Here is a 26,079-nt window from a genome sequence, read left to right as displayed (position 1 = left end):
GCTTGGCCGCGCAGTCATGAGGCCTCGCTATAGAATGGCCTCTGGTCGTATTCGTAACTTTGGAGCGTGTGCATGAAAATCCTGGTGCCAGTGAAAAGAGTGGTCGATTACAACGTGAAGGTCCGCGTGAAGTCGGACAACACGGGTGTCGACATTGCGAACGTGAAGATGTCGATGAACCCGTTCGACGAAATCGCGGTTGAAGAAGCGGTCCGCCTGAAGGAAGCGGGCGTGGCGACCGAAGTGATCGCCGTGTCGGTGGGCGTCACGCAAGCGCAGGAAACGCTGCGTACGGCGCTGGCGATCGGCGCGGATCGCGCGATCCTGGTCGAATCGACCGACAGCGTCGAGCCGCTGGCCGTCGCGAAGATCCTGAAGGCGCTGGTCGACAAGGAACAGCCGCAACTGGTGATCCTCGGCAAGCAGGCGATCGACGACGATTCGAACCAGACGGGCCAGATGCTGGCTGCGCTGGCAAGCCTGCCGCAAGCGACGTTCGCGTCGAAGGTCACGGTGGCCGATGGCCGTGCAACGGTCGCACGTGAAGTCGACGGCGGCGCGGAAACGCTGTCGCTGACGCTGCCGGCGGTGATCACGACCGACCTGCGCCTGAACGAGCCGCGTTATGTGACGCTGCCGAACATCATGAAGGCGAAGAAGAAGCCGCTGGAAACCGTGAAGCCGGAAGACCTGGGCGTGGACGTCGCGCCGCGTCTGAAGACGCTGAAGGTGGTCGAGCCGCCGAAGCGCGCAGCCGGCGTGAAGGTGCCGGATGTGAAGACGCTGGTCGAGAAGCTGAAGACCGAAGCCAAGGTGCTGTAAGAGGGAGCGGAAAGAAATGACGATTCTGGTGATTGCAGAACACGACAACGCGTCGATCAAGGCCGCGACGCTGAACACGGTGGCGGCGGCAGCGAAGATCGGCGGCGATATCCACGTGCTGGTCGCGGGCCACAACGCGCAAGCGGCAGCGGACGCAGCAGCGAAGATCGCAGGGGTGTCGAAGGTACTCCTGGCCGACGCGCCGCAACTCGAAGCGGGCCTCGCGGAAAACGTCGAAGCGACCGCGCTGAACATCGCGAAGGACTACTCGCACATCCTCGCGCCGGCGACGGCCTACGGCAAGAACATCGCGCCGCGTATCGCCGCGAAGCTGGACGTCGCGCAGATCTCGGACATCACGGCGGTCGATTCGGCCGACACGTTCGAGCGCCCGATCTACGCGGGCAACGCGATCGCGACGGTGCAGTCGAGCGACCCGATCAAGGTGATCACGGTGCGTGCGACGGGCTTCGATCCGGTGGCAGCGGAGGGCGGCAGCGCGTCGGTCGAGAAGATCGAAGCGGCAGCCGACGCTGGCAAGTCGCAATTCGTGAGCCGTGAAGTGACGAAGCTGGACCGTCCGGAACTCACCAGCGCGAAGATCATCGTGTCGGGTGGCCGCGGTCTGGGCAGCGGCGAGAACTACACGAAGGTGCTGGAGCCGCTGGCAGACAAGCTGTCGGCAGCCCTGGGCGCATCGCGCGCGGCAGTCGACGCGGGCTACGTGCCGAACGACTATCAGGTCGGCCAGACCGGCAAGATCGTCGCACCGCAGCTGTACATCGCAGTCGGCATCTCGGGTGCGATTCAGCACCTGGCCGGCATGAAGGATTCGAAGGTGATCGTCGCGATCAACAAGGATCCGGAAGCACCGATCTTCAGCGTGGCCGATTACGGCCTCGTCGGCGATCTGTTCGCGCTCGTGCCGGAACTCGTGGCCGAGCTCGGCTGACGCAGTGTGATGCTTCGGTAAGCACACGAGAAGAGGGGCGCGACGAGCGCCCCTTTTTTTTCGCCATCGACAGAAGAGAGAGGGGACACGCCATGAGCTATTCCGCCCCCGTCAAGGACATGCTGTTGTCGGCACGAAGGGCAACGAGGGCGTGCTCGCGTTGACGGAAGATCAGTTCTGATCGGCCGACGGTTCGATGAAATGAAAAAGGCGCCCCTGGGGGCGCCTTTTTTTCGATGCCGGCTGGCCCGCATGGCTGCGGGCGGCGTTGGCTTATGCGTATGCCGGGCGCGTCTGGCCGGCCACGTCCTTCAGGTAGCGATGCACCGACAGGTCGTCGGCCTGGATCGCGGGCATCTTGCCCGAGATCAGGTCTGCGAGCAGTTGGCCCGAGCCGCACGACATCGTCCAGCCGAGCGTGCCGTGGCCGGTGTTCAGGAACAGGTTCGACACCGGCGTGCGGCCGACGATCGGCGTGCCGTCCGGCGTCATCGGGCGCAGGCCCGTCCAGAACGTTGCCTTCGACGTGTCGCCACCACCCGGGAACAGGTCGTTCACGCACATCTCGAGCGTTTCACGGCGCGCGGCGCGCAGATTTTTGTCGAAGCCGACGATTTCCGCCATGCCGCCGACGCGGATGCGCTGGTCGAAACGCGTGATCGCGATCTTGTAGGTTTCGTCGAGCACGGTCGACACGGGCGCGGCTGCTGCATTGACGATCGGCGCGGTGATCGAATAGCCCTTCAGCGGATAGACGGGGATCTTCATCAGGTTCGAGATGAAGCTGGTCGAGTACGAACCGAGCGCGACGACGTACGCGTCCGCGCGCACCGTCTCGCTGCCGCACTGCACGCCGGCGATCTTGCCGCCCGCGATCGCGAGCGCATCGATCGGCGTGTTGTAGCGGAACTTCACGCCGAGCGATTCCGCGAGCGCGGCGAGGCGCGTCGTGAACAGCTGGCAGTCGCCCGTTTCGTCACCCGGCAGGCGCAGGCCGCCCGTCAGCTTGTGCGAGACGGCGGCGAGTGCCGGTTCGGCTTGCTTCAGATCGGCCGGCGACAGCAGCTCGAACGGCACGTTCGCTTCCTGCAGGACGGCGATGTCCTTCGCCGCGCCGTCGAGTTGCTGCTGCGTGCGGAACAGCTGCAGCGTGCCGCCCGTGCGGCCTTCGTACTGGATGCCGGTATCGGCGCGCAGCGCCTGCAGGCAGTCGCGGCTGTATTCGGCGAGGCGGACCATGCGGCCCTTGTTGACTGCATAGCGCTCGGCCGTGCAGTTGCGCAGCATCTGGTACATCCACTGGAGCTGGAAGCGCGTGCCGTCGAGGCGGATTGCGAGCGGCGCGTGCTTCTCGAACATCCACTTGACGGCCTTCAGCGGCACGCCGGGCGCGGCCCACGGCGCGGCATAGCCAGGGGAGATCTGGCCTGCGTTCGCGAAGCTCGTCTCGAGTGCCGGGCCGGCCTCCCGGTCGATCACCGTGACTTCATGACCGGCGCGCGCGAGGTAATACGCGCTTGCCACGCCCACCACACCGCTGCCCAGAATGACAACTCGCATAGCTGCTCCAGATGGAAGGGACCAGATCGAGGCCGGGCGCACCTGCGTCTCCGTGTAACCTCTAGCTGATCTAGTTTTTTGCGCTATGGTATTGTCGAATGTGTAGGTTTTGTTATCGTATTTTTCAGGTTTTCAGCATAAACAAATGAGAACGCAACGTCAGCCCGTACGCTCGCTCGACAAGCTCGACCGGCGCATCCTGAAACTGCTCCAGGACGACGGCCGGATGGCGATGAAAGACCTCGCGGAACAGGTCGGACTGACCGTCACGCCGTGCATCGAGCGTGTGCGGCGCATGGAGCGCGACGGTGTGATCACCGGCTATCACGCGCGTGTCGATCCGCACCAGCTCGATGCCGCGCTGCTGGTGTTCGTCGAGATCACGCTCGGCCACAAGGGCGGCAACATGTTCGAACAATTCCGCCGGGAAGTGATGAAGATCGACGAGGTGCTGGAATGCCATCTCGTGTCCGGCGATTTCGACTACCTGATCAAGGCGCGGATCGGCGAGATGGCCGACTACCGGAAGCTGCTCGGCGACATCCTGCTGCAGTTGCCCGGCGCCGTGCAGTCGAAGAGCTATGTCGTGATGGAAGAAATCAAGGAGACGCTGACGATCGCGGTGGGCGACTGACGCGCCTGCTGCAGGCCGTCGAGCCCTTTATCCCGCCCTTGGCATGCTGCGCCCAATACTGTATAAATGTACAGTATTGGGCGCAGGTAAATGGGTGGGCACATGGACGATCGATCCGACAACGAATTTCCGGTAGCGCCGCCCGTGCCTCGCAAGGGGCGCGGCGCGGTCGACAACCTGCAAGGGCGATACGAGATCGCGCAGCGCGAAGCGGTCGACGACGGCTGGACGCACGAGTCGGACGATAGCGATTTTCCCGCGCCGTTGCGCACGCAGGTATTCGAGGAGCGCGCGAAGAGCATCCTGACGCATAACCAGTCGCCCGACATCCCATTCAGCGTGTCGCTCAATCCGTATCGAGGCTGCGAGCACGGCTGCATCTACTGCTTCGCGCGGCCGACGCACAGTTATCTCGGCCTGTCGCCGGGGCTCGATTTCGAAAGCCGCATCTATGCGAAGGTCAATGCAGCCGAACTGCTCGAGCGCGAGATTTCGCGCAAGCGCTACGTGCCGGAGCCGATCGCGCTCGGCGTCAACACCGACGCCTATCAGCCGGTCGAGCGCGACCTGCGCATCACGCGCAGCGTGATCCAGGTGATGCACGATCGCGGGTTACCGTTCGCCGCGATCACGAAGTCGTCGCTGATCGAGCGCGATCTCGACCTGCTCGCGCCGATGGCCGAACGCGGGCAGGTGATGGCGGCGGTCACGATCACGACGCTCGATGCCGATCTCGCGCGCACGCTCGAGCCGCGCGCGGCGACGCCGGCGCGACGGTTACGTACGATCCGTGCGCTGAGCGAGGCGGGCGTGCCGGTTGGCGTGAGCATTGCCCCGATGATTCCGTTCGTCACCGAGCCCGACATGGAGCGCGTGCTCGAGGCGTGCGCGGAAGCCGGCGCAACGTATGCGAGCTACATCATCCTGAGGCTGCCGTGGGAAGTCGCGCCGCTGTTCAAGAACTGGCTTGCCGCGCATTTTCCCGACCGTGCGGAGCGCGTGATGAACCGCGTGCGCGACATGCGCGGCGGGAAAGACTACGACTCGGATTTCTCGAAACGGATGAAGGGCGAGGGGATCTGGGCCGACCTGCTGCGGCAGCGCTTCCGCCAGGCCGTCAAGCGGCTCGGGCTGAACGAGCGCACGAACGGCATTCTCGATCTGTCGCAGTTTCGCGGTGCGCCGGTTGCCGCGGCGCCGGTGCCGCACGTTGCGGTTCGTTCGGCCGGCACGCGGTCGACGCAGTCGCGCGACGACATGCAATTGAACCTGTTCTGACCGGCGCGCCAAGCCGGCGCGGGGTGCCGGTGGGGCGCGTTCGTTGCGCTTACTGCGAAATCTGCTTGGCCGCTTCGACCTGCGACTCGAAATACGTCTGGAACGACAGCGCGAGTGCGGTCATCAGCAGGAACGCGCCGATCAGCAGCGAGAAGATCACCACGAAGATCACGGTCCAGCCCGACTTGCTGTGCTTGCCCGTCTCCGCGTTGAATTGCGCGTCCCATTTTTCGTCGGGGCGCAGCCCATAGACGAGCGCGGCGAGGAACGCTGCCAGCAGCGAGATTGCGCCGGGTACCGCGAGCCACCAGCCGAGGCTGGCGCTGCGCTGGGTCGCGGCGAGCAAGAGGAAGCCCGGAATGCCGACGATCGTCGCGAGCAGGTGCGCCCAGCCGTATACGTCGCGAAAGCCATATAGATAGAAGCGGTGCGCACCGAGCGAGCCGAACAGGAACGCGAGGGCGGCGGTGAGCGTCTTGGAGCGAAAGCGGCGGGACGGTGCGGTGCTGCTGGACATGGATGGCGGCGTATTGTCGTTGGCATGGGCGGCCGGCGGGCCGGCGCGGGCGCGCGGCCCGGCACGCATTCTACGATGCCCGGTCGGGCCCGGTCACCCCTGTCCTGCGTCAAGGTGCCGCATAGGTCACGCGGTAGATTGCGCCCGCATAGTCGTCGCTGACGAGCAGCGAGCCGTCCGGCAGCGGCAGCACGTCGGCCGGGCGCCCCCATACCGTGCCGTCGGGCCGCAGCCAGCCCGTGACGAACGGGGTCTGGCGCGCCTGGCTGCCGTCCGCCGAGACGACGACGCGCATCACGCGGTAGCCGACCTTCGTGCTGCGGTTCCACGAGCCGTGTTCGGCGATGAACACGTTATTGCGATACGACGCCGGAAACATCGGCCCCGTATAGAAGCGCATGCCGAGTGCCGCGACGTGCGCACCGAGTTTCAATACGGGCGGCACATAGCGGCGGCATACGTCGGCGCTGCCGAATTCGGGGTCGGGCGTGTCGCCGCCATGACAGTACGGGAAGCCGAAGTCGAGGCCGGCGCGCGGCGCGCGGTTCAGCTTGTCGTCGGGCACGTCGTCGCCCATCATGTCGCGCCCGTTGTCGGTAAACCACAGCTCGCCCGAATCGGGGTGCCACGCAAAGCCGACCGTATTGCGTACGCCGCGGGCGACGACCTCGCTCCCGCTGCCGTCCGTCTTCATGCGTGCGATGATCGCGTAGCGGCCGCGATCGGCGAGACAGACGTTGCACGGTGCGCCGGTTGGCACGTACAGCTTGCCGTCGGGGCCGAACGCGATGAATTTCCAGCCGTGATGGTGCTCGGACGGCAGCGCGTCGGTGACGACGGTGGGGGCGGGTGGTGCGGCGAGCCGGTCGTCGATATGATCGAGACGCAGGATGCGCGATACGGCGGATATATAGAGTGCGCCGCCACGGTAGGCGACGCCGACGGGCATGTCGAGCCCGGATGCGATCACGTAGCGGGCGCTGATCCGGCCCTCGTGCATCACGAACGCATGCACGCGACCTTCCCGCGTGCCGACATACAGGATGCCGCGCGGCGACCATGCCATTTCGCGGGCGGTCGGTACCGCGTCGGTCAGCACTTCTATGTGGAAGCCGGGCGGCACGACGAGTTGCTCCACCGGCAACGGCGCGGCAAACGCCAGTGCGGACGCGAGGCAGGCAAGGCCGGCAAGCAGCGCCGCGAAACGGTGCTGCGCGCGGCGCGTCGAGGCGGCGCGAAGGGGCGGCATGACGGTGTGGAACGTCCCGGACACGACGATTGTATGCCCGGCGGACAGGCCGCCCACGGATTTTTTACGCGTAAGTGTTTGTTGTACCTCTGATTTCCGGCTATAATCGCGTGTTTCAGTAGTTTCGAACCCGGTTTTCCGAAGGACATCATATGGTTATCATCCGTCTGGCTCGTGGCGGCTCGAAGAAGCGCCCGTTCTACAACATCGTTGCTACCGATTCGCGTAACCGTCGTGACGGCCGCTTCATCGAGCGCGTCGGCTTCTACAACCCGGTCGCTACGAAGGGCGAATCGCTGCGTATCGCTCAGGATCGCCTGACGTACTGGCAAGGCGTTGGCGCACAACTGTCGCCGACCGTCCAGCGTCTCGTGAAGGAAGCGCAAAAGGCGCAACCGGCTGCCTAACATGGCACGGTGTGCCGGTCGTGCCGGCTGTAAGGAGCATTGATGGCGGGTCACGATTCCGGTAATGCAAGGCGCGGGCGTGCGTCGTTTGGCGCATTCGTCCGCAAGCCGGTCGAGCGCGACGCTGTCGCGAACGCCGGTCAGGCTGCCGAGCAGGGTAGTCTCGAAGTGGCGCAAGCCTGGCCCGACGATGCCGTCGAGGTCGGGGCGGTGGTCGACGCCTATGGCCTGAAGGGTTGGGTCAAGGTGGCGACGCATGCCGACGCCGGTCGCGGCGGCGATGCGCTGCTCAACGCGCGCCGCTGGTGGCTGGAACGCGGTGCGGAGCGGCTTTCCGTCCGCATCATGCAGTCGAAGACGCACAGCGACACCGTCGTTGCGCAACCCGCGGGCGTCAGCGACCGCGATGCCGCGCTGGCTATGCGTGGCTTTCGCGTGTTCGTGCGCCGGGAAGATTTCCCGGCATTGGCCGCGGACGAATTCTATTGGGTCGACCTGATCGGTCTCGACGTCGTCAACGAGCAATCGGTGGCACTCGGGAAGGTGAGCGGGATGATCGACAATGGCGTGCATTCGATCATGCGTGTCGAGTATCCGGCGACCGGCAAAGACGGTCAGCCGACCACCGATGAGCGGTTGATTCCGTTCGTCGGCGTATACGTCAAAACGGTGGATCAGGCGGCGCGTCGCATCGTCGTCGACTGGGAAGCCGATTACTGAAATGAACCAGGTTACCGAGAGCGCGGTGCAGTTCGACGTCGTCACGCTCTTCCCCGAGATGTTCCGTGCACTGACCGACTGGGGGATCACCAGCCGGGCCGTCAAGCAAGGGCGCTTCGGGCTGCGCACCTGGAACCCGCGTGATTTCACGACGGACAACTACCGCACGGTCGACGATCGTCCGTACGGTGGTGGTCCGGGCATGGTGATGCTGGCCAGGCCGCTCGAAGCTGCGATCGATGCCGCGAAAGCGGCGCAGGCAGAACAGGGCATCGCGAGCACGCGTGTCGTGATGATGTCGCCGCAAGGTGCGCCGCTCACGCACGATCGCGCGGTGCGGATGGCGCAGGAGCCCGGTGTCGTCGTGCTGTGCGGCCGCTATGAAGCGATCGACCAGCGCCTGCTCGATCGTTGCGTCGACGAGGAAATCAGCCTCGGCGATTTCGTGCTGTCCGGCGGGGAATTGCCGGCGATGGCGATGATGGATGCCGTCGTGCGGTTGCTGCCCGGCGTGCTGAACGATTCACTGTCGGCCGTGCAGGATAGCTTCGCCGATGGCCTGCTCGATTGTCCGCATTACACGCGCCCCGAGGAATACGACGGCGTGCGTGTACCGGATGTGCTGCTCGGCGGGCATCATGCCGAGATCGAGCGGTGGCGGCGCCAGGAAGCATTGAGGAATACGCTGCGGAAGCGGCCGGACCTGATCGTCCGGGCGCGCCGCGAAAAGTTGTTGAGCCGGGCCGACGAGGCATGGCTTGCGAACCTCGCACGCGAAGCGAAAAACGCCTCCTGAGGCGGCTGCGCGAGCGGGAATTGGCGGTGCCGCGCATGCGTGTGCGGCGCCTGATGTGAATCCATCCTCTATCGGGGCCAGGCCTGGAAGCAGGCGGGTGCCAACGCCGACACGATGGCATAAGGAGTCAGTAATGAATCTGATCGCAAAACTTGAGCAGGAAGAAATCGAGCGCGCGCTCGCCGGCAAGACGATCCCCGACTTCGCCCCGGGCGATACGGTGATCGTGAACGTGAACGTGGTTGAAGGTAACCGCAAGCGCGTTCAGGCTTACGAAGGCGTCGTGATCGCGATTCGCAGCCGTGGTCTGAACTCGAACTTCATCGTCCGCAAGATCTCGTCGGGCGAAGGCGTCGAGCGTACGTTCCAGACGTACTCGCCGCTGCTGGCAAGCATCGTCGTGAAGCGTCGCGGTGATGTGCGTCGTGCGAAGCTGTACTACCTGCGCGAGCGTTCGGGCAAGTCGGCTCGTATCAAGGAAAAGCTGGTGTCGAAGGATCGCGCCGCAGCAGCTTCCCAAGAGTAAGAGCTGTAAGGAAAAAGCACCCACCCGGGTGCTTTTTTCATTCTGGCGCGACAATATGCTCGATACGACACGACCCCGAGAGCCCCATTGAATCGCCGCCCCATCATCGATCCCGAAGTCCTGCCGGTCGAAGGCACCGGTGCCGGCCTGCCGGCCATTGATTCCCGCCTGATGACGCCAGCCGGCCTGCGTGACCGTTTCGCGCGCACGCTCGAATGGAGCGTCGAGCCCGGCGAGGCGAGGCTGCAGGAGGGCGTCGATCCACGTAGCGCGGCCGTCCTCGTGCCGCTCGTCGTCCGCGAGTCCGGCCTCACCATGCTGCTGACCCAGCGCGCCGACCACCTGAACGACCACGCCGGACAGATCAGCTTCCCCGGCGGTCGTCGCGAACCGTTCGATCGCGATGCAACTGCCACCGCGTTGCGCGAGGCGAAGGAAGAGATCGGGCTGGCAGACGAGCGTGTCGAGATCCTCGGCGCGCTGCCCGACTACCTGACCGGCACCGGCTTCTGCGTGGCGCCGGTGGTCGGCCTCGTGCATCCACCGTTCACCGTGCAGGCCGACACGTTCGAAGTGGCCGAGATTTTCGAGGTGCCGCTCGCGTTCCTGATGAATCCCGCGAACCATCAGGTCCGTGTGTTCCGCTGGGAAGGCGGCGAGCGTCGTTTTTTTGCGATGCCCTATCCAAATGGCGAACCCGGCGGGCATTACTTCATCTGGGGCGCAACTGCCGGCATGTTGCGCAATCTGTACCGCTTCTTGGCCGCCGGCTGATGCCGCGCGCCGGCTGGCGCGCGCGGCCGGCAGCCGGGCGACCGCGCCGGCAATCATGCCAGGCTGACGCTGTGCTATCGTTATGCAAAAAATGACATAACTCCGAAGACGGCACACGCATGACTTTCTTCTCGGTTCTCCTCGCTCTCATCATCGAACAGGTCCGCGCGTTGTCGCCGAACAATCCGGTGTTCGCGCTGTTCCAGTTTCACGCGGAAACCGTCGCGCATGGTCTCGACGCAGGCAAGCAGAAGCATGGCATCCTCGCATGGCTCGCGGTCGTACTGCCGTGGGTGCTGATCGTCGCGCTGATCTATTTCCTGCTGTACAAGGTGAGCTTCGTGCTCGCATTCATCTGGAACGTCGTCGTCGTGTACTTCACGCTCGGCTTCCGCCAGTTCAGCCACTACTTCACCGATATCCACCTCGCGCTCAACAACGACGACGTGCCGCGTGCGCGCGAAATTCTGCACGAGTGGACCGGCATCGACACGGTCGACATGCCGGTCGGCGAAATCGTCCGCCATACGCTGATTCATGCGGTCGTCGCGTCCCATCGCCACGTGTTCGGCGTGTTCTTCTGGTATGTGCTGCCGATCGGCCCGGCCGGTGCCGTGCTGTACCGGATCTCCGAATACCTCGCGCGCAGCTGGTCGACGCCGGGCGACGACCGCACGGCGGCCTTCTCGACGTTCGCGCAACGCGCGTTCTTCGTGATCGACTGGATTCCCGCGCGATTGACCGCGCTCGGCTTCGCGATCGTCGGCAATTTCGAGGACGCGATCTACGCGTGGCGCAACCACACGCGCCAATGGCCCGATCCGAACGACGGCGTCCTGCTGGCCGCCGGCAGCGGAGCGCTCGGCGCACGCCTCGCGGGGCCGCTCGCGGAACCGTCGAGCCTCGATGCGCTGGCGGTCGGCGACAGCGGCCCGTTGACGGTCGGTGACGATTGCACGCCGCGTACGCTGCAATCCGCGGTTGGCCTTGTCTGGCGCGCGGTGATCCTGTGGATGATTCTGCTGCTGATGCTGACACTTGCCGTCTGGGTGTCGTGACGGGGCAGTGCGGTACTCGATGAAAGGCAAAAGGCCGGCGGATGCCGGCCTTTTTGCTGTGGGTCAGTCGTCGCGCGGGTCGCGTACGGCGCCACATTGCCAGCATGCGGTGAACTGGGCTTCGAGCGCCTCGCCGCACTGCCGGCAGCGCCACGGCGCGGCACCGGCCGACGGACCGTGCGACGCGGCATCGAGGAGCCGGCGCGCGAGCGCGTCGTCGCGTTCGTCGTCGAGCCACAGCTCGGGCGTGCACGCGTCGGCGGGCAGGCCGCCGAGCGCGCCGGTCGCGTAGCAGTTATGCAGCTCGCAACCGATGCCGGCCACCTGAAGCACGTTGGCCCAATGCTGCGCCGTCGCGAGATCGGGTGCCTTGAAACGCATCGCGGCTCCTGTCGATGAAAGCCGGCCCGCATGGCACCGGCTGGCCGCCGCGCGCGTGCCGCGCGATCAGCGGACGATCTGGCTCGCCTCGTGCACGAGCTGCGCATAGAGCGCATGCCGCGACGGTGCGATGCGGCCGTCGGCGACGGCTTCGAGAATCGCGCAGCCGGGTTCGTGCAGGTGATGACAATTATAGAAACGGCAGTCGGCGAGCAGTGGCCGGAACTCCGGAAAGGCGCGCTCGAGACGGCCTTCCGTCAGATGGTAGAGACCGAATTCCTGGAAGCCCGGCGAATCGATCAGCGCGCCGCCGCCCTCCAATGGGTAGAGGCGCGTGAACGTCGTCGTGTGACGGCCGCTGTTGAGCGCGGCCGAAATCTCGCGCGTGGCGGCTTCGGCATCGGGAACGAGCAGGTTCACGAGCGTCGACTTGCCCATCCCGGACTGGCCGAGCAGGATCGTCGAATGCCCGGCGAGGTGCGGCATCAGCTGCGCGCGCGCGTCGTCGGGCGCGCCTTTCACCGACAGCTCGAGCACGTCGTAGCCGAGCGCGCGGTAGGGCGCGAGGCGCTCGCGCGCGACCGGCAGCGCGGCTTCGACGTCGATCTTGTTCAGCACGACGAGCGGCTTCAGCTGGTTCGCCTCGGCGGCGATCAGCGCGCGGCCGAGCAGGTCCTCGCTGAAATAGGGCTCGGTCGCGAGCACGATCAGCAACTGGTCGAGGTTGGCCGCGAACAGTTTCGACTTGAACTGGTCGGAGCGGTACAGCAGGTTGCGCCGTTCACCGATCTCGACGATCACGCCCTGGTCGGCCGATGCGAGCTCGTACACGACGCGGTCGCCGACCGCGATGTCGCTCTTCTTGCCGCGCGGGAAGCACTGCAGCATCGGGCCGCCGTCGTCGGGCGCGACGATGTAGTGGCGCCCGTGCGCCGCGATCACGCGGCCTTCGACCCGTTGCGCGTTCGACGCGCGCGGGGTCGGCTTGCGGGAAGTCGGGCGGCTCATGCGTGTTGCAGCAGGCGGTCGATCCGCTGCGACGCAGGCGGATGCGAGTAGTAGAAGGCCGTGTAGACGGGGTCGGGCGTCAGCGTCGACGCGTTGTCCTCATAGAGCTTCACGAGTGCGCTGACGAGGTCCTGCGCGTCGGTCTGGCTGGCCGCGAAAGCATCGGCCTCGAATTCGTGCTTGCGCGACGTGAGGCTGCCGAACGGCGTCGCGAAGAACAGGAACACGGGAATCGCGAGGAAGAACAGCACGAGCGCGGCGCCCGCGTTGCTGGTGTCGAGCGACGGCGTGACGCCGAGCCCCGTATAGAACCACGTGCGTTGCGCAAGCCAGCCGAGCAGCGCGAGCAGCACGAGGCTCAGCACGAACGACACGAGCATCCGCTTCATCACGTGGCGACGCTTGAAATGGCCGAGTTCGTGTGCGAGCACGGCCTCGATTTCCTGGCCGGACAGGCGCGCGAGCAGCGTGTCGAAGAACACGATCCGCTTCGACGCGCCGAAGCCCGTGAAGTACGCGTTGCCGTGCGCGGAGCGGCGGCTGCCGTCCATCACGAACAGCCCCTTGGCCGCAAAGCCGCAGCGCTTCATCAGCGACTCGATGCGTGTGCGGAGCGCGTCGTCCTTCAGCGGCTCGAACTTGTTGAAGATCGGTGCGATGAAGGTCGGGTAGATCAGCAGCACGAGCATCTGGAATGCGACCCAGACGATCCAGGTCCACAGCCACCACAGGCTGCCGGCCTGGTTCATCAGCCACAGCACGACGAACAGCAGCGGCAGGCCGAGCGCGGCGCCGAGCAGCGAGTTTTTCAGCATGTCGGTGAAGAACAGCCGCTTCGTCATCCGGTTGAAGCCGAAGCGCTGTTCGATCCCGAACTGGCGGTAATACTCGAACGGGACGTCGATGACGCCCGTGATCGCGAGCACCGCAGCGACGAGCGCGACCTGCTGCCCGTAGCCGCGGCCGAGCCAGCCGGTGAGCAGCGTGTCGAGCGCGCCGACGCCGCCGAGCAGCGTGAGACCGATCAGCACGGCCGCGCTGACGACGATCTCGAGCATCGTCAGCCGGGTGCGCTCGACCGTGTAATCGGCCGCGCGCTGGTGGGCGGTCAGCGGGATGGTTGCGCTGAACTGCGCGGGCACGCCATTGCGGTGCGCCGCGACGAAGCGGATCTGCCGCGACGCGAGCCACAGCTTGGTGACGACCATTGCGAGCACGGCGAGCGCGAACAGCAGGGTGAACGAAAAGGGTGACATCGAAGGGGCCAAAGGGTTCTATGCGAGAATTATATGTTCTTGCGGACCGGGCCCGCTGTTGCGATGCCGGCCGCCCGGGCGGCGCCGCGCGCCGTCCGCCATTTTCCAGGATGACTCATGACCGATACCGCCGCTTCCACCAGCCAGCCCGCGCTCGTGCGCAACGAGTTGAATCTCGTCTGGCTCGACATGGAGATGACGGGCCTCGACCCGGATAACGACCGCATCATCGAGATCGCGGTCGTCGTGACCAATTCCACGCTCGACATCGCCGTCGAAGGCCCCGTGTTCGCGATCCACCAGAGCGACGAAACGCTCGCGAAGATGGACGACTGGAACAAGTCGACGCACGGCCGCTCGGGCCTGATCGATCGCGTGCGCGCGTCGACCGTGACCGAGGCGGAAGCCGCCGCGCAGTTGCAGGCATTCCTCGCGCAGTACGTATCGCCCGGCAAGTCGCCGATGTGCGGCAACTCGATCTGCCAGGACCGCCGCTTCATGGCGCGCTGGATGCCCGAATTCGAGCGGTTCTTCCACTACCGCAACCTCGACGTCAGCACGCTCAAGGAGCTGTGCCGCCGCTGGCAGCCCGCGATCTACAAGGGCTTCCAGAAGCGTGCGATGCACACGGCGCTCGCGGACATCCACGAGTCGATCGACGAGCTGAAGTACTACCGCGAGCATTTCCTGATTCCGGCCGCGTCGGCTTCGGCAGGCGAGTCCGCGCCGGCCGCCTGAGCGGTCCCGCGCTCAGCGCGGTGCGCGTTGAGCGCTTTTCGGCCGGAACGCCGCGACCACCGCGGTGTCGGTCTCGATGTACGGACCGCCGATCAGGTCGATGCAGTAGGGCACCGCGGCGAAGATGCCGGGCACGGTCGACTTGCCGTCGGCATCGCGCAGCCCTTCGAGCGTTTCCCGGATCGATTTCGGCTGGCCGGGCAGGTTGATGATCAGCGCCGCATGGTCGGCCGTCTCGCGGATCACCGCGACCTGCCGCGACAGGATCGCGGTCGGCACGAAATTCAGGCTGATCTGCCGCATCTGTTCGCCGAATCCCGGCATTTCCTTCGTCGCCACCGCCAGCGTGGCCTCGGGCGTCACGTCGCGGCGCGCGGGGCCCGTGCCGCCCGTCGTCAGCACGAGGTCGCACCCGGCGACATCGACGAGCTCGGCGAGCGTGGCGGAGATCGTGGGCGCATCGTCCTGGATCAGGCGCGTTTCGGCGCGCCACGGCGACGCCAGCGCGCCGGCGAGCCACTCCTGCAGTGCGGGAATGCCTTTGTCCTCGTAGACACCCGTGCTCGCGCGGTCGCTGATCGACACGAGGCCGACGACGAGCTCGTCCGGGTGGTTACGCTTCGTCGTCGTCATGGTCGTCTCCGGCGTCGTCCGCCGCTTCGTCGTCCGCATTGGACGTGCCGCCAGCGGTCTTGATCCACTGGAACAGCTCACGGAAATAGCGCGGCGGCTTGCCTTGCTGCGCTTCCTTGCGTGCGTTGCGGATCAGCGTGCGGCCTTCCTGGATATCGGCTTCCGGGTGCTGGCGCAGGAATTCGGTCAGCGCGTCGTCGCTCGCGAGCAACTGTTCGCGCGTGCGTTCGATCCAGTGCAGGCGGGCCGTCGCGGCCTTGTTCACGCCGCGTTGCGCGTCGAGCGCGGTGCGCAGCGCGGCCGTCTCGTCGTCGGTCAGCGAGCGCATCACGCGGCCGACGTACTGGAGCTGGCGGCGCTTGCCTTCGTGATCGGTGATCCGGCGCGCTTCGCGAACGGCGTCCGCGAGGCTTTCGGGCATCGGCATGCGTTTCAGCGCGTCTTTCGGCAGATCGACAAGGGCCTGGCCGAGCACCTGCAGCTCGTGCATTTCGCGCTTCAACTGGGATTTGCTGGGACGATCGTAGCCATTGTCGTCGTCTTCGACGGCATGCTCGATCGGCTGGATTCGGGTTTTGCGTGTCATGGACGGCATTGTATCGCGCCGCGGACACCCCAAGCTTGTCGGTGTCCGGCCCCGGACCTTGCTATGATCGCGGGATACGCAACATTTTGAACATGCGGGCGCCCGCCCGCCACCGGATATCACGACGATGGCAGCCAATCTCGACGTACAAGCGCGCTATTTCCCGCACACGCAGGACCAGCTCAAAGAAATCGCCTCGGACATCCTTCGCCATGCGAAGGCGCTCGGCGCGACGGACGCCGCGACCGAAATCTCCGAGGGCGACGGCCTGTCGGTGTCGGTGCGCCGCGGCGAAGTCGAAACGATCGAGCACAACCGCGACAAGATGGTCGGCGTGACCGTGTTCATCGGCAAGAAGCGCGGCAATGCGAGCACGTCGGATTTTTCGCCGGGCGCGATCAAGGATACCGTCGCCGCCGCTTACAACATCGCGCGCTTCACGGCCGAAGATGAAGCGGCCGGTCTCGCCGAGGCCGAGCTGCTCGAAACCGACCCGCGCGACCTCGATCTGTACCACCCGTGGGCGCTGACGGCCGACGAGGCCGTCGAGCTCGCCCGCCGCGCGGAAGATGCCGCATTCGCGGTCAGCCCGCAGATCCGCAATTCGGAAGGCGCGAGCGTGTCGGCCCAGCATTCGCAGTTCGTGCTCGCGACGTCGCGCGGCTTCCTGTCCGGCTACCCGTATTCGCGCCACTACATCGCCTGCGCGCCGATCGCGGGCAGCGGCCGTCATATGCAGCGCGACGACTGGTATTCGTCGAAGCGCAGCGCGATCGATCTCGCGGCGCCCGAAGCCGTGGGCCGTTACGCGGCCGAGCGTGCGCTTGCGCGAATGGGCGCGCGCCGTCTCGACACCCGCAAGGTGCCCGTGCTGTTCGAAGCACCGCTCGCGGCCGGCCTGCTCGGCGCGTTCGTGCAGGCGGTGAGCGGCGGCGCGCTGTACCGCAAGACGTCGTTCCTCGTCGACAGCCTCGGCAAGCCGGTGTTCGCACCGCACATCCAGGTCGTCGAGGATCCGCATGTGCCGCGCGCGATGGGCAGCGCACCGTTCGACGAGGAAGGCGTGCGCACGCGTGCGCGCAGCGTCGTCAAGGACGGTGTCGTCGAAGGCTACTTCCTGTCGACCTACTCGGCGCGAAAGCTCGGCACGCAGACCACCGGCAACGCGGGTGGCTCGCACAACCTCGCGCTGCGCAGCTCGAACACGCAGGCGGGCGACGATTTCGACGCGATGCTGAAGAAGCTCGGCACCGGCTTGTTGCTGACCGAGCTGATGGGGCAGGGCGTGAACTACGTGACGGGCGACTATTCGCGCGGCGCGGCGGGCTTCTGGGTCGAGAACGGCGTGATCCAGTATCCGGTCGAGGAAATCACGGTTGCGAGCACGCTGCAGGAAATGTTCCGCCATATCGTCGCGATCGGCGCCGATTCGATCGTGCGCGGCACGAAGGAAACGGGCTCGGTGCTGATCGAGCAGATGACGATCGCCGGGCAGTAAGCGGCGCGCGGCGTCGGCCGTCATCAAACGAAAAAGCCCGACCGGCGTGAGCCGGTCGGGCTTTTTTCATTGCGCGCGACGCGTCAGCCGCGCTTGCGCGCGTAGACGACGAACGCATAGCCGAACGTGTTCGGCGCGGCCGCCTGGTGCGCATCGCGCGACACTTCCTGCCAGTGCGCGGCGTCGGGCGCCGGGAACGATGCGTCACCGTCGAAGTCTGCATCGATCTCGGTGACGACCAGCTTGTCGGCGAGGGCGAGGCCTTCCGTGTAGAGTTGCGCGCCGCCGATCAGGAACGCTTCGGGCACCCCGTCGCGCGCGGCGAGCGCGAGCGCGTCGGCGAGCGACGTGACCGTGTCGCAGCCGTCGAAGCGGCGCGTCGCGTCGCGCGTGACGACGATATTGCGGCGGCCCGGCAGCGGCCGGCCGATCGACTCGTGGGTCTTGCGGCCCATCACGATCGGTGCGCCCATCGTCGTGCGCTTGAAGAAGGCGAGATCCTCGGGAAGTTTCCAGGGCAACTGGTTGTCGCGGCCGATGATGCCGTTGCGGGCACGCGCGACGATCAGGGTCAACGTCGTCATGAAGGTCGGGGAGAGGAAAACCGGAATGGCGCCGATTCTACCGGAACGGCGGCGGGTGCCGGTTCCGGAGGCGCGCATCCGTCTTTCTGCGCTGCGCGCCGCGACGCTCGAAGCAATGCGTCGCGGCGATGGAATGAATAAAAAGAGTGCCCGCCGGGGGACGGAGCACAAAACCGTTTCGTGTTGCGAGATCGATGATGCGGGCTCTGACCGATCTGGTCAGGTCTGCTCAAATCAATATGTCATCCTTATCAAATGGGGCGGTCGATGCATCACTGACGCGTCGTGCCTTGCGTGGTGCCTTCCATCGCGTGCTGCACGTCGCCCGGCTGCGGTACCGGGAGCGGCATCGGTAACAGGGGCGGCGGCGGGATCTCGTCCCACAGCGTCACGAAAGTCCTGCCGGCCGGCAGCGGTTGCGGTGACGACACGGTCACGATGCCGAACCCGTTGACGTGCTGCATGTCCGGCGCGTTTGCCGCAAGCAGCATGACGCGATCCGGATTCGTGCTTTCGTCTGCGCGGACGGGCGTGGGCGGGCCGGCGGCCGCGACCGCAATGGCCATCGGCACGAAAGAAAGTAAAAGATGTTTTCGCATGGTCGCTGTCTCCGACGGTTTTCATATTCAGCGAAATGCATGCCATCGCGCCGGGACCATTGTCGAGACTGCGATTCGTGCGCAAGCGTTGCGAATTGTGTCGAAAAACGGCTGAAAATGTTTCAGGCCTGAAACGAGGGGGCTCGGGAATACTGCGGATTCAATCGATACGCTTCAAGGACGAAAATCGCCGCATGTGTTGATGACAGAGCGTATCGCTGCGCGGGGGCTATGTGCAGACGATTGACATGCATCGACCTCCTGAGCGATTCGGCCGCATCGCCCACCGCGCTGAAATCGGATTGTCGTATTCAGTGCCTATAACCAAGCTGTCTGGATCACAAAATAACTGGACGCGAGATAAGCGCCATCATGCGAGGCTTTGTCGTCGCCGCGCATCGGCATGGCGAATCGAGCCACCTTTGGCTGACCCGATTCGATCCTTTTCGCACGTGACGTGGCGTGCACGGCAATCGTTAGACGGTTGATGAACGGGGTGAGCATATGGGAGCCGATCAGCGGCACGTGATCTACTATTCGCGCGAACCGAACGACGCGTTGCGCGGCTATTTCGACGAATGCGGTTGGCGTGTCGATCTCGCGGAGACCGTGCGAGACGTACGGCGCGTCGTGCAGCATGGTGTCGCAACGGCCGGGCTGCTCGATTTTTCGCCGGGCTTCAAACCCTCGGACCTGCGCGAACTCGAATCCTGTCTGAGCATTCAGCACATCGGCTGGATCGCGGCGACGCGCCGCGGCCAGTTGCAGGACGCCACGCTGCGTCATCTCATTCGCGACTACTGTTTCGACTACGTGACGATGCCGTACGAGACGTCGCGGATCGTCGAGACCGTCGGTCATGCGCACGGCATGGTCGCGCTGACCGAACCCGTTGCGCCGCCCGTCGGCACGGGACGCAGCGAAGGCGAAATGGTGGGGACCTGCGATGCGATGCTCGGGCTCTTCAGGACGATTCGCCGCGTCGCGGCCACCGACGCGCCGGTGTTCATCTCGGGCGAATCGGGTACGGGCAAGGAGCTGACGGCGGTCGCGATTCACGAGCGGTCGTCGCGCGCGCAGGCGTCGTTCATCGCGATCAATTGCGGTGCGATTCCGTCGACGCTGCTGCAGGCCGAGTTGTTCGGCTATGAGCGCGGCGCGTTCACCGGCGCGAACCAGCGCAAGATCGGCCGGGTCGAGGCCGCCAACGGCGGCACGCTGTTTCTCGACGAGATCGGCGACCTGCCGCTCGAAAGCCAGGCCAGCCTGCTGCGCTTCCTGCAGGAAGGCAAGATCGAGCGGTTGGGGGCCCACGTGTCGGTGCCTGTCGATGTGCGCGTGATCTGCGCGACGCACGTGGACATGGAAGCGGCGCTGCGCGAAGGGCGGTTCCGCGAGGATCTGTACCATCGCCTGTGCGTGCTGAAGATCGAAGAGCCGCCATTGCGTGCGCGCGGCAAGGACATCGAGGTGCTCGCGCGGCACATGCTCGAGCGTTTCAAGGGCGACGCGCATCGTCGCCTGCGCGGCTTTTCCCCTGACGCGGTCGCGTCGCTGTACGGCTATTCATGGCCGGGCAACGTGCGCGAGCTGATCAATCGCGTGCGCCGCGCGATCGTCATGTCGGAGGGCCGGATGATCACCGCGGCCGATCTCGAGCTGAACGACTTCGCGACGCTCGCGCCCGTGTCGCTGCTGGAGGCGCGTGAGGCGGCCGAGCGGCAGGCGATCGAGCAGGCGCTGTTGCGTCATCGGGGCCGTTTCGCGGATGCGGCGCGCGAACTCGGTGTGTCGCGCGTCACGCTCTACCGGCTGATGTGCGCGCACGGCATGCGCGATCGCGGCGACACGCTGGCAGGGTTTTCGGCGCCGTTGCCGGAGCTTCCTCACCACGCTTGCTAAAATTGGCGGGTACGGCCGCCCTCGCGGCCGAAGGAACCCGCATGAAACAGTATCTCGATCTCGTTCGTACTATTCTCGATACCGGCACCTGGCAGGAGAACCGCACGGGGATCCGCACCATCAGCATGCCGGGCGCGATGCTGCGTTTCGACCTGCAGCAAGGCTTCCCGGCCGTGACGACCAAGAAGCTGGCGTTCAAGTCCGCGATCGGCGAACTGGTCGGCTTCCTGCGCGCGTCGCGCAGCGCGGCCGATTTCCGCGCGCTTGGCTGCAAGGTGTGGGACGCGAACGCGAACGAGAACGCGCAGTGGCTCGCGAACCCGTATCGCCAGGGCGTCGACGATCTTGGCGACGTGTACGGCGTGCAATGGCGCCAGTGGCCGGGCTACAAGGTGCTCGACGCGGGCGCCGACGCGCAGATCGCCGATGCGACGCGCCGCGGCTTCCGGATCGTCACGCGTTTCGACGAAGACGGCGCGCCGAAGGTGCTGCTGTACAAGGCGATCGACCAGCTGCGCCAGTGCCTGGACACGATCATGGAGAACCCGTCCGACCGGCGCATCCTGTTTCACGCGTGGAATCCGGCCGTGCTCGACGAGATCGCGCTGCCCGCGTGCCATCTGCTGTACCAGTTCCTGCCGAATGCGACGACGCGCGAGATCTCGCTGTGCCTGTACATCCGCAGCAACGACGTCGGCCTCGGTACGCCGTTCAACCTGACGGAAGGGGCCGCGCTGCTGTCGCTCGTCGGCCGGCTGACGGGCTACACGCCGCGCTGGTTCACGTACTTCATCGGCGACGCGCACATCTACGAGAACCAGCTCGACATGCTGCAGCGCCAGCTCACCCGCGAGCCTTACGACAGCCCGCGGCTCGAGATCGCTGAGCGTGTGCCGGAATACGCGAAGACGGGCGTCTACGCGCCCGAGTGGCTGGAGCAGATCGAGCCGTCCGATTTCTCGCTCGTCGGCTATCGACACCATGAGCCGCTGACCGCGCCGATGGCGGTCTGATCGCGCGCCCCGGACCGTGCGGATGCATCGATCCGCGCCCGACAGAAACAAGGCCCGACCGGCTGATGCCGGTCGGGCCTTTTTGTTTCACGTTTGCGGCACTTACTGGCGATGCCGCTCTTCGTGACCGCCTTGCGGCGGCGGGTTGCTCGGGCGCGGCGCCTCGACGTGCGGGGCCGGTTGCGGCCGCGGTTCCATGCGCGGTGCGGGCATCGACGGGCGCGGTTCCATGCGTGGTGCCGGTTGCGGCCGCGGCTCCATACGCGGCGCGGGTTGCGGCCGTGGATCCATGCGTGGCGCCTGCGGTTGCGGGCGCGGCATGTCATGCACGGCGGGGGCTGGCGGACGGTACTCGTTCACGCGTGGCGGGGCGATTTCGCGGTGCGGCGCCGGTTGCGCGAATTCGGGGCGCGGTTGCGGCGCGGGCGCCGCGCGTTCCGGTTGCGGTTGCCCATGCTGGGCCGGCGTCTGGAAATCAGGGCGCGGACGCGGCTGCGGAATCTGCGCCGTATTGTCGAGCCGCGGTTGCGGCAGTGCGCGCGGCGCTTCGTTTCGGCCGCCGGGCTGCGCGCCCTGCGGCGTCGGCACGCCCTCCGGATGCGGGACCGCAGCGCTGCGCACGGGCGGCAGCGCATTCTGTCCCGCCGCATGCAGCGCGGTGGGCGGAGCGGGGCGCTGACGCTCCATCGGCGTGTGCGGCTGCATCCAGGCGGGCGACGGCGCCTCGGCTGCGTGCGCATTGCCGATGCCCGACGGACCGTTGTTCGCCACCGGTGGATGCGGGACGCCGTTGCCCGGCTCGAAGGCCTGATGCGGCATCGGGTTGCCGGGTGCCTGCGGCATGCCGCCGTTGGCGAAACGCGGTGCGTTGGGGGTTTCGCCGTTCGCCGGCCGCGCGGCATTCGGTATGCCCGGCACCGGTGCTCCCTGCATCGGAGCCCCCGTCCGCCCGGCCTGCGCGGCGGCCGGCTGGCTTTCGCGAGACGCGCGAGCCGGCTGCACGACCGGTCCGTGCGGATTCACGAGCTGCACGTTGTGCATCGCCCATGCGCCGTCGCCCGGCTTGCCCGGTACGCGGACCGGACGCGCCGTATAGTCGGCCGGCACGTTCGTCTTCACGACAGGCGCACCGGCGCCTGGCACGCGCCCGCCTTGCTGCGCGAGGTGGGCCGCGGCCTGGTCGCGATACGCGGCTGGCACGGCAGGATTGCGCGTCGCGACGTACGGGTGCTGCGCGATCGCCGCCGGCGGACGGTAGCTCGCATTGCGCAGCCCGCCGGTGAAGCTCTGGCGCACCGGCGCAATGCCGGGCGTACCTGGCGTAACGTGCGCATTGCGCCATTGCTGCGGATCGACGTGCTGCGAGAAGTGCGCGACCGGCTGGCCGTGCACGAACGCAGACGCCGGTACGGCCGTGATCGCGTGCGGCGCGCGGAAGTTCACGTACGTCTTGTTGATGTTGGTGATATTGGTGATGTTCGTCACGTTCACGGTCTTGTTCACGTTGACGTTGACGTTGTTCACCACGATGTTGCGGTTCACGCGGTCGTAGTAGTGCGGGCTCCAGCCGCCCCAGCCCGGGTGCCACGGTTCGCCCGGGCCGAGCGCGAACCACGCGCAGCCGGCTGCGGCGACGCCGCCCACCGTGAGCGCGACGCTCCAGTCGGGGCCGCCGCCGCCGCCCACGAACGCGACGAGTGCCGGCGCATAGACCGGCGGCTGGCTGACGACCAGCGGGCCCGGTACCCAGGCCCAGCTATCGTCCACGTATGCCCAGCGGCCGTAGTGATACGGCGCGAAGCCCCACGGCGCGTCGTCGACCCAGGTCCAGCCCCACGGCGCCTGCCAGATCCAGTGGCCGTCGTGATACGGCGCCCAGTCGGCCGGCGTGTCGTTCGGCACCCATACCTGGCCGTAGTTCGGGGTTTCGCGCCACGTGCCGTTCGCGTCGAGATCCTGGTAGCCGGGAATGTCGCGGGACACATAGCGGGCCGACACCGAGCGCTCCTCGGCCGCATCGCGGCTGGCGGCCCACTGGTCGAGCGGATCGGGGCCCGGGGCGGCGGATTGCTGCGCGACCTGCAGGTCGGTGCCCGTGAACACGACCTGCTGCCCCGGTGACAGCGGGTACTGGCCGTTGCTGCCGTAGGCGGTCGCACTGCCGCTGCGCAACGTGACCGTCGTGCTCGTGCCGTTCGGTGCGACGTCGACGCGATAGTCGCCGGGGCCCGTGATGCCGAGCGCGAGGTTCGGCGTGTCGATTTCGTACGTTCCACCGGCCGGCAGATCGCGCACGTGCGTCGATACGGTGCCGAGCCCCACTTTCAGCTGGGTCGTCGAGTCGTCGAGGTTCAGCACCGACAGGCTCGTCGACTCGCCGAGCCGCACCGCGGTCGAGCCGATGTGCAGTTCCGAGCGCGCACCGGCATCGTTCCAGAGCTGGTCGCCGGTCGTCAGCGGCCGGTTCACGGCGGCATACGACCATGTATCGGTGCCGGCCGGTTCGGTCGTCACGGCGCCCGACAGGTAATTGAGCCGCGCGACACGGCTGGGCGGATCGCCGCCCGGTTGCCGTGCCGCAGCCGAATAGGGCGGGGCGTCGGCCGATTGCGCGAATGCGGGGGGCAGTGCCGCAAGCGCAACGAACGCGAGCAGCGTGCAGCGGGCGGTTCGCTTGAGCGTGAACAGGGTGGCCATGGTGAGCGTCTTCGTCATTATCGCGGCGCGTCGATTCGTGCCGTTGAGTTCACAATATCCGCTCGGCCTGTTTCAATGCTCGGTGTTTTGTAAGTTGAATGGCACGCGATGTAACAAAACCTGACGACCGCGCGTCGTTGTCGTGCAGACGCAATGCAGGCGTCAAGCGGACGTAAGCCAGCCGTCGAAAAGCTGCTGTCCGGGCACGGTGACGCGCAGCACGCGCGGTCGTGCGGCGCGCTCGATCCAGCCGTGCGCGCAGAAGCTCTCGAGCAGCGCCGCACCGAGTGCGCCGCCGAGATGCGAGCGACGCTCGCTCCAGTCGAGGCAGCCGCACGCGAAGCGGCGCCGGCGCGTGCGCTGCTGCGCGACGTCGATGCCCCATTGTGCAAGCGCCTGGGTGCCGAGTTCGGTGGCCTCGATCGCATCGCCGTCGGCAAGCAGCCAGCCGCGCGCGGTGAGCCCGTCGAAGATGCGCACCGCGAGTTCACCGGCCATGTGGTCGTAGCAGGTGCGCGCATAGCGCAGTTCGGCCGGGACCGTGCGGGACGGCGACGGAACCGGGCGATGCGGCGCGGCCGCACGGGCGACGTTCGCGAGCGCCTCGAGCGAGGCCGCGATATCGGCCGATGCGATCCGGTAGTAGCGGTGCCGGCCGCGGACGTCGAGCGCGAGCAGGCCGCCTTCGGTCAAGCGCGCGAGGTGGGCGCTTGCGGCGGACGGCGACAGTCCCGCGATCATCGTCAGTTCGCCCGCCGGTCGTGCGCTGCCGTCCATCAGCACCCACAACATCGCGGCGCGCCCGGGGTCGGCGATCAGCGAGCCGATGCGGCTCAGGCCCGGAAAGTGGTGGTCGTCTTGGTCGGTCATCGTCGTGTCTCGTCAGGCGGGATGATCTTCAGTGTAGTGGGCGCGCGCATTCGATGTTTCGCTGTTGGCTGAAATGTCGGATGCGGCGGCGCTGGCGTCGTCGAGGCGGCGAGCCGGGCTGCGGCCGCTTGCGGCGCGCGCGTAGAATGGCCGAAAGCGGCGGCAGCGGGCTGCCGCATGTGACACGACGCAACGATGAAGACGATTTTCTGTTTGCTGGCGGCCGCGCTCGTCTGTGCGGCCTGTGCGCAGGGCGGTGGCGCGACCGGCGAGCGCGGCGGCAGCATCGAGATGTACGGCACGATCGATCAGGGCATCACGGTGCGCCGCTGACCGGTGCCGGTGGCGTATGCGCCGGGCACAGCCCCGGCAGCCACGCCACGCGGGGCGCTCCGCGACGCGTTGCCGCAGCGCAACGTATAATGGCCCGATTACAGCGCCCCTGCCGCCTGGAGCCAACAAGATGTCCCAACCGTCCCCCGTACCGGCCGCCCTCGACCGCACCGAAACCGTCTTCCGCTTCCTCGCCGAGCCGTCGTCCGTGAACTTCGGCGGCAAGGTGCATGGCGGCGCGCTGATGAAGTGGATCGACGAGGTCGCGTATGCGTGCGCGGCCGTCTGGTCGAGCCGCTATTGCGTGACGGTCAGCGTCGGCAACATCCGTTTCCAGCGTCCGATCATGGTCGGCAATCTGGTCGAGCTGAAGGCGCGCGTCGTTGCGACGGGCCGTACCAGCATGCATATCCATGTGTCCGTGCATGCCGGCGATCCGAAGGGCGGCATGCTGCGCCAGACGACCGATTGCCTGGTCGTGTTCGTCGCGGTCGACGAGAACGGCAACCCGGTGCCGGTGCCGCCGTTCGTGCCCGAGACCGACGAGCAGAAGGTGCTCGCGAAATATGCGGCCGACGTGCGGGCCGCGCTCGACAAGATCGTCGAGATGAAGCCGGAGGAAGTCGCGAAGGGCGCGGTCTGACCGCTGCGGGCGCCGCGCATCGCGCCGCGCCCGTCGTTCTGCCTC

28 protein-coding genes are annotated in these 26,079 nt (G+C 66.5%); 16 read left to right on the top strand and 12 right to left on the bottom strand.

Annotated features, from left to right (window positions below):
- Window positions 1-72: 72 nt before the first annotated feature.
- Both G3N61_RS00705 and G3N61_RS00700 read left to right on the top strand, forming a co-directional pair.
- Window positions 73-822: an electron transfer flavoprotein subunit beta/FixA family protein gene (locus G3N61_RS00705; protein WP_205821101.1), complete on the top strand. Its 750-nt coding sequence runs from the start codon at window positions 73-75 to the stop codon at window positions 820-822.
- A gap of 16 nt (window positions 823-838) precedes the next feature.
- Complete coding sequence (locus G3N61_RS00700; RefSeq protein WP_043181882.1) at window positions 839-1,774, top strand: electron transfer flavoprotein subunit alpha/FixB family protein; 936 nt, start codon at window positions 839-841, stop codon at window positions 1,772-1,774.
- A gap of 273 nt (window positions 1,775-2,047) precedes the next feature.
- Here G3N61_RS00700 and G3N61_RS00695 read toward each other — a convergent pair whose 3' ends face one another.
- Complete coding sequence (locus tag G3N61_RS00695) at window positions 2,048-3,334, bottom strand: D-amino acid dehydrogenase (RefSeq protein ID WP_043181884.1); 1,287 nt, start codon at window positions 3,332-3,334, stop codon at window positions 2,048-2,050.
- A gap of 145 nt (window positions 3,335-3,479) precedes the next feature.
- Here G3N61_RS00695 and G3N61_RS00690 point away from each other — a divergent pair, with 145 nt between their 5' ends.
- The gene (locus tag G3N61_RS00690) at window positions 3,480-3,968 is read left to right on the top strand and encodes an Lrp/AsnC ligand binding domain-containing protein (protein ID WP_011351353.1); all 489 of its coding nucleotides are present in this window, start codon (window positions 3,480-3,482) and stop codon (window positions 3,966-3,968) included.
- Window positions 3,969-4,058: 90 nt separating this feature from the next.
- Window positions 4,059-5,246, top strand: a complete 1,188-nt coding sequence (locus G3N61_RS00685; protein WP_043181886.1) for a PA0069 family radical SAM protein — start codon at window positions 4,059-4,061, stop codon at window positions 5,244-5,246.
- Window positions 5,247-5,295: 49 nt separating this feature from the next.
- Here G3N61_RS00685 and G3N61_RS00680 read toward each other — a convergent pair whose 3' ends face one another.
- Complete coding sequence (locus tag G3N61_RS00680) at window positions 5,296-5,763, bottom strand: TM2 domain-containing protein (protein WP_043183093.1); 468 nt, start codon at window positions 5,761-5,763, stop codon at window positions 5,296-5,298.
- A 109-nt stretch (window positions 5,764-5,872) separates the two neighbouring features.
- On the bottom strand, window positions 5,873-7,012 hold the full coding sequence (locus tag G3N61_RS00675; RefSeq protein ID WP_205821100.1) for a PQQ-dependent sugar dehydrogenase: 1,140 nt from the start codon (window positions 7,010-7,012) through the stop codon (window positions 5,873-5,875).
- A 152-nt stretch (window positions 7,013-7,164) separates the two neighbouring features.
- Here G3N61_RS00675 and rpsP point away from each other — a divergent pair, with 152 nt between their 5' ends.
- From rpsP to G3N61_RS00645, 6 genes are all read left to right on the top strand, one after another.
- Entirely contained in the window at window positions 7,165-7,419 is a 255-nt protein-coding gene (gene rpsP, locus G3N61_RS00670; RefSeq protein ID WP_006476550.1) for a 30S ribosomal protein S16, read from the top strand.
- A 42-nt stretch (window positions 7,420-7,461) separates the two neighbouring features.
- Window positions 7,462-8,139, top strand: a complete 678-nt coding sequence (rimM, locus tag G3N61_RS00665) for a ribosome maturation factor RimM (protein ID WP_043181889.1) — start codon at window positions 7,462-7,464, stop codon at window positions 8,137-8,139.
- 1 nt (window position 8,140) lies between these two features.
- A complete protein-coding gene (gene trmD / locus G3N61_RS00660) occupies window positions 8,141-8,935 on the top strand; it encodes a tRNA (guanosine(37)-N1)-methyltransferase TrmD (protein WP_043181891.1) in 795 nt (264 codons plus the stop codon).
- Between the two features lie 133 nt (window positions 8,936-9,068).
- Window positions 9,069-9,461, top strand: coding sequence for a 50S ribosomal protein L19 (gene rplS, locus G3N61_RS00655; protein ID WP_089450137.1), 393 nt, complete (start codon window positions 9,069-9,071; stop codon window positions 9,459-9,461).
- Between the two features lie 87 nt (window positions 9,462-9,548).
- Window positions 9,549-10,235, top strand: coding sequence for a CoA pyrophosphatase (locus tag G3N61_RS00650; RefSeq protein ID WP_043181896.1), 687 nt, complete (start codon window positions 9,549-9,551; stop codon window positions 10,233-10,235).
- A gap of 119 nt (window positions 10,236-10,354) precedes the next feature.
- Window positions 10,355-11,293 carry a CobD/CbiB family protein gene (locus G3N61_RS00645; RefSeq protein ID WP_043181898.1) on the top strand — a complete coding sequence of 313 codons (939 nt, stop codon included), beginning with the start codon at window positions 10,355-10,357 and terminating at the stop codon, window positions 11,291-11,293.
- A 63-nt stretch (window positions 11,294-11,356) separates the two neighbouring features.
- Here G3N61_RS00645 and G3N61_RS00640 read toward each other — a convergent pair whose 3' ends face one another.
- The 3 genes from G3N61_RS00640 to G3N61_RS00630 form a co-directional block, all read right to left on the bottom strand.
- Window positions 11,357-11,674 (bottom strand): hypothetical protein, encoded by a 318-nt coding sequence (locus G3N61_RS00640; RefSeq protein WP_021159739.1) that lies wholly within the window; start codon window positions 11,672-11,674, stop codon window positions 11,357-11,359.
- A 66-nt stretch (window positions 11,675-11,740) separates the two neighbouring features.
- Window positions 11,741-12,682, bottom strand: coding sequence for a ribosome small subunit-dependent GTPase A (rsgA, locus tag G3N61_RS00635; protein ID WP_089450138.1), 942 nt, complete (start codon window positions 12,680-12,682; stop codon window positions 11,741-11,743).
- Window positions 12,679-13,938, bottom strand: a complete 1,260-nt coding sequence (locus G3N61_RS00630) for a M48 family metallopeptidase (RefSeq protein WP_043181903.1) — start codon at window positions 13,936-13,938, stop codon at window positions 12,679-12,681. Before G3N61_RS00630 ends, rsgA begins: the two co-directional genes overlap by 4 nt.
- Before the next feature lie 117 nt (window positions 13,939-14,055).
- Here G3N61_RS00630 and orn point away from each other — a divergent pair, with 117 nt between their 5' ends.
- Window positions 14,056-14,676, top strand: coding sequence for an oligoribonuclease (gene orn, locus G3N61_RS00625; protein ID WP_031399981.1), 621 nt, complete (start codon window positions 14,056-14,058; stop codon window positions 14,674-14,676).
- 12 nt (window positions 14,677-14,688) lie between these two features.
- Here orn and mog read toward each other — a convergent pair whose 3' ends face one another.
- On the bottom strand, window positions 14,689-15,309 hold the full coding sequence (gene mog / locus G3N61_RS00620) for a molybdopterin adenylyltransferase (protein WP_205821099.1): 621 nt from the start codon (window positions 15,307-15,309) through the stop codon (window positions 14,689-14,691).
- Window positions 15,290-15,895, bottom strand: a complete 606-nt coding sequence (yjgA, locus tag G3N61_RS00615) for a ribosome biogenesis factor YjgA (protein ID WP_277405077.1) — start codon at window positions 15,893-15,895, stop codon at window positions 15,290-15,292. Before yjgA ends, mog begins: the two co-directional genes overlap by 20 nt.
- Before the next feature lie 127 nt (window positions 15,896-16,022).
- Between yjgA and pmbA the strand changes: the two genes are divergently transcribed.
- Window positions 16,023-17,393, top strand: coding sequence for a metalloprotease PmbA (pmbA, locus tag G3N61_RS00610; protein WP_011351368.1), 1,371 nt, complete (start codon window positions 16,023-16,025; stop codon window positions 17,391-17,393).
- A gap of 83 nt (window positions 17,394-17,476) precedes the next feature.
- Here the strand turns inward: pmbA and G3N61_RS00605 are convergent, their stop codons facing one another.
- Window positions 17,477-17,977, bottom strand: coding sequence for a dihydrofolate reductase (locus tag G3N61_RS00605; RefSeq protein WP_043181911.1), 501 nt, complete (start codon window positions 17,975-17,977; stop codon window positions 17,477-17,479).
- 272 nt (window positions 17,978-18,249) lie between these two features.
- The gene (locus tag G3N61_RS00600) at window positions 18,250-18,576 is read right to left on the bottom strand and encodes a hypothetical protein (RefSeq protein WP_043181912.1); all 327 of its coding nucleotides are present in this window, start codon (window positions 18,574-18,576) and stop codon (window positions 18,250-18,252) included.
- A 504-nt stretch (window positions 18,577-19,080) separates the two neighbouring features.
- Here G3N61_RS00600 and G3N61_RS00595 point away from each other — a divergent pair.
- Both G3N61_RS00595 and G3N61_RS00590 read left to right on the top strand, forming a co-directional pair.
- Complete coding sequence (locus tag G3N61_RS00595) at window positions 19,081-20,478, top strand: sigma-54 dependent transcriptional regulator (RefSeq protein WP_043181914.1); 1,398 nt, start codon at window positions 19,081-19,083, stop codon at window positions 20,476-20,478.
- Window positions 20,479-20,519: 41 nt separating this feature from the next.
- Window positions 20,520-21,491 carry a thymidylate synthase gene (locus G3N61_RS00590; protein ID WP_043181915.1) on the top strand — a complete coding sequence of 324 codons (972 nt, stop codon included), beginning with the start codon at window positions 20,520-20,522 and terminating at the stop codon, window positions 21,489-21,491.
- A gap of 102 nt (window positions 21,492-21,593) precedes the next feature.
- Here G3N61_RS00590 and G3N61_RS00585 read toward each other — a convergent pair whose 3' ends face one another.
- Window positions 21,594-24,188, bottom strand: a complete 2,595-nt coding sequence (locus G3N61_RS00585; protein ID WP_205821116.1) for a DUF6600 domain-containing protein — start codon at window positions 24,186-24,188, stop codon at window positions 21,594-21,596.
- 162 nt (window positions 24,189-24,350) lie between these two features.
- On the bottom strand, window positions 24,351-25,058 hold the full coding sequence (locus G3N61_RS00580; RefSeq protein ID WP_043181916.1) for a helix-turn-helix transcriptional regulator: 708 nt from the start codon (window positions 25,056-25,058) through the stop codon (window positions 24,351-24,353).
- A gap of 195 nt (window positions 25,059-25,253) precedes the next feature.
- On the opposite strand from G3N61_RS00580, the gene G3N61_RS00575 reads away from it, so the two are divergent.
- The gene (locus G3N61_RS00575) at window positions 25,254-25,391 is read left to right on the top strand and encodes a hypothetical protein (protein ID WP_175023156.1); all 138 of its coding nucleotides are present in this window, start codon (window positions 25,254-25,256) and stop codon (window positions 25,389-25,391) included.
- A 130-nt stretch (window positions 25,392-25,521) separates the two neighbouring features.
- Window positions 25,522-26,034: an acyl-CoA thioesterase gene (locus G3N61_RS00570; RefSeq protein WP_039370920.1), complete on the top strand. Its 513-nt coding sequence runs from the start codon at window positions 25,522-25,524 to the stop codon at window positions 26,032-26,034.
- Window positions 26,035-26,079: the final 45 nt, after the last annotated feature.

It is taken from the genome of Burkholderia sp. Ac-20349, from assembly GCF_017104865.1.
Lineage (GTDB): Bacteria > Pseudomonadota > Gammaproteobacteria > Burkholderiales > Burkholderiaceae > Burkholderia > Burkholderia aenigmatica.
Note: the sequence above shows the minus strand (reverse complement) of the source record. Positions and strands in the feature narration are given on the sequence as shown.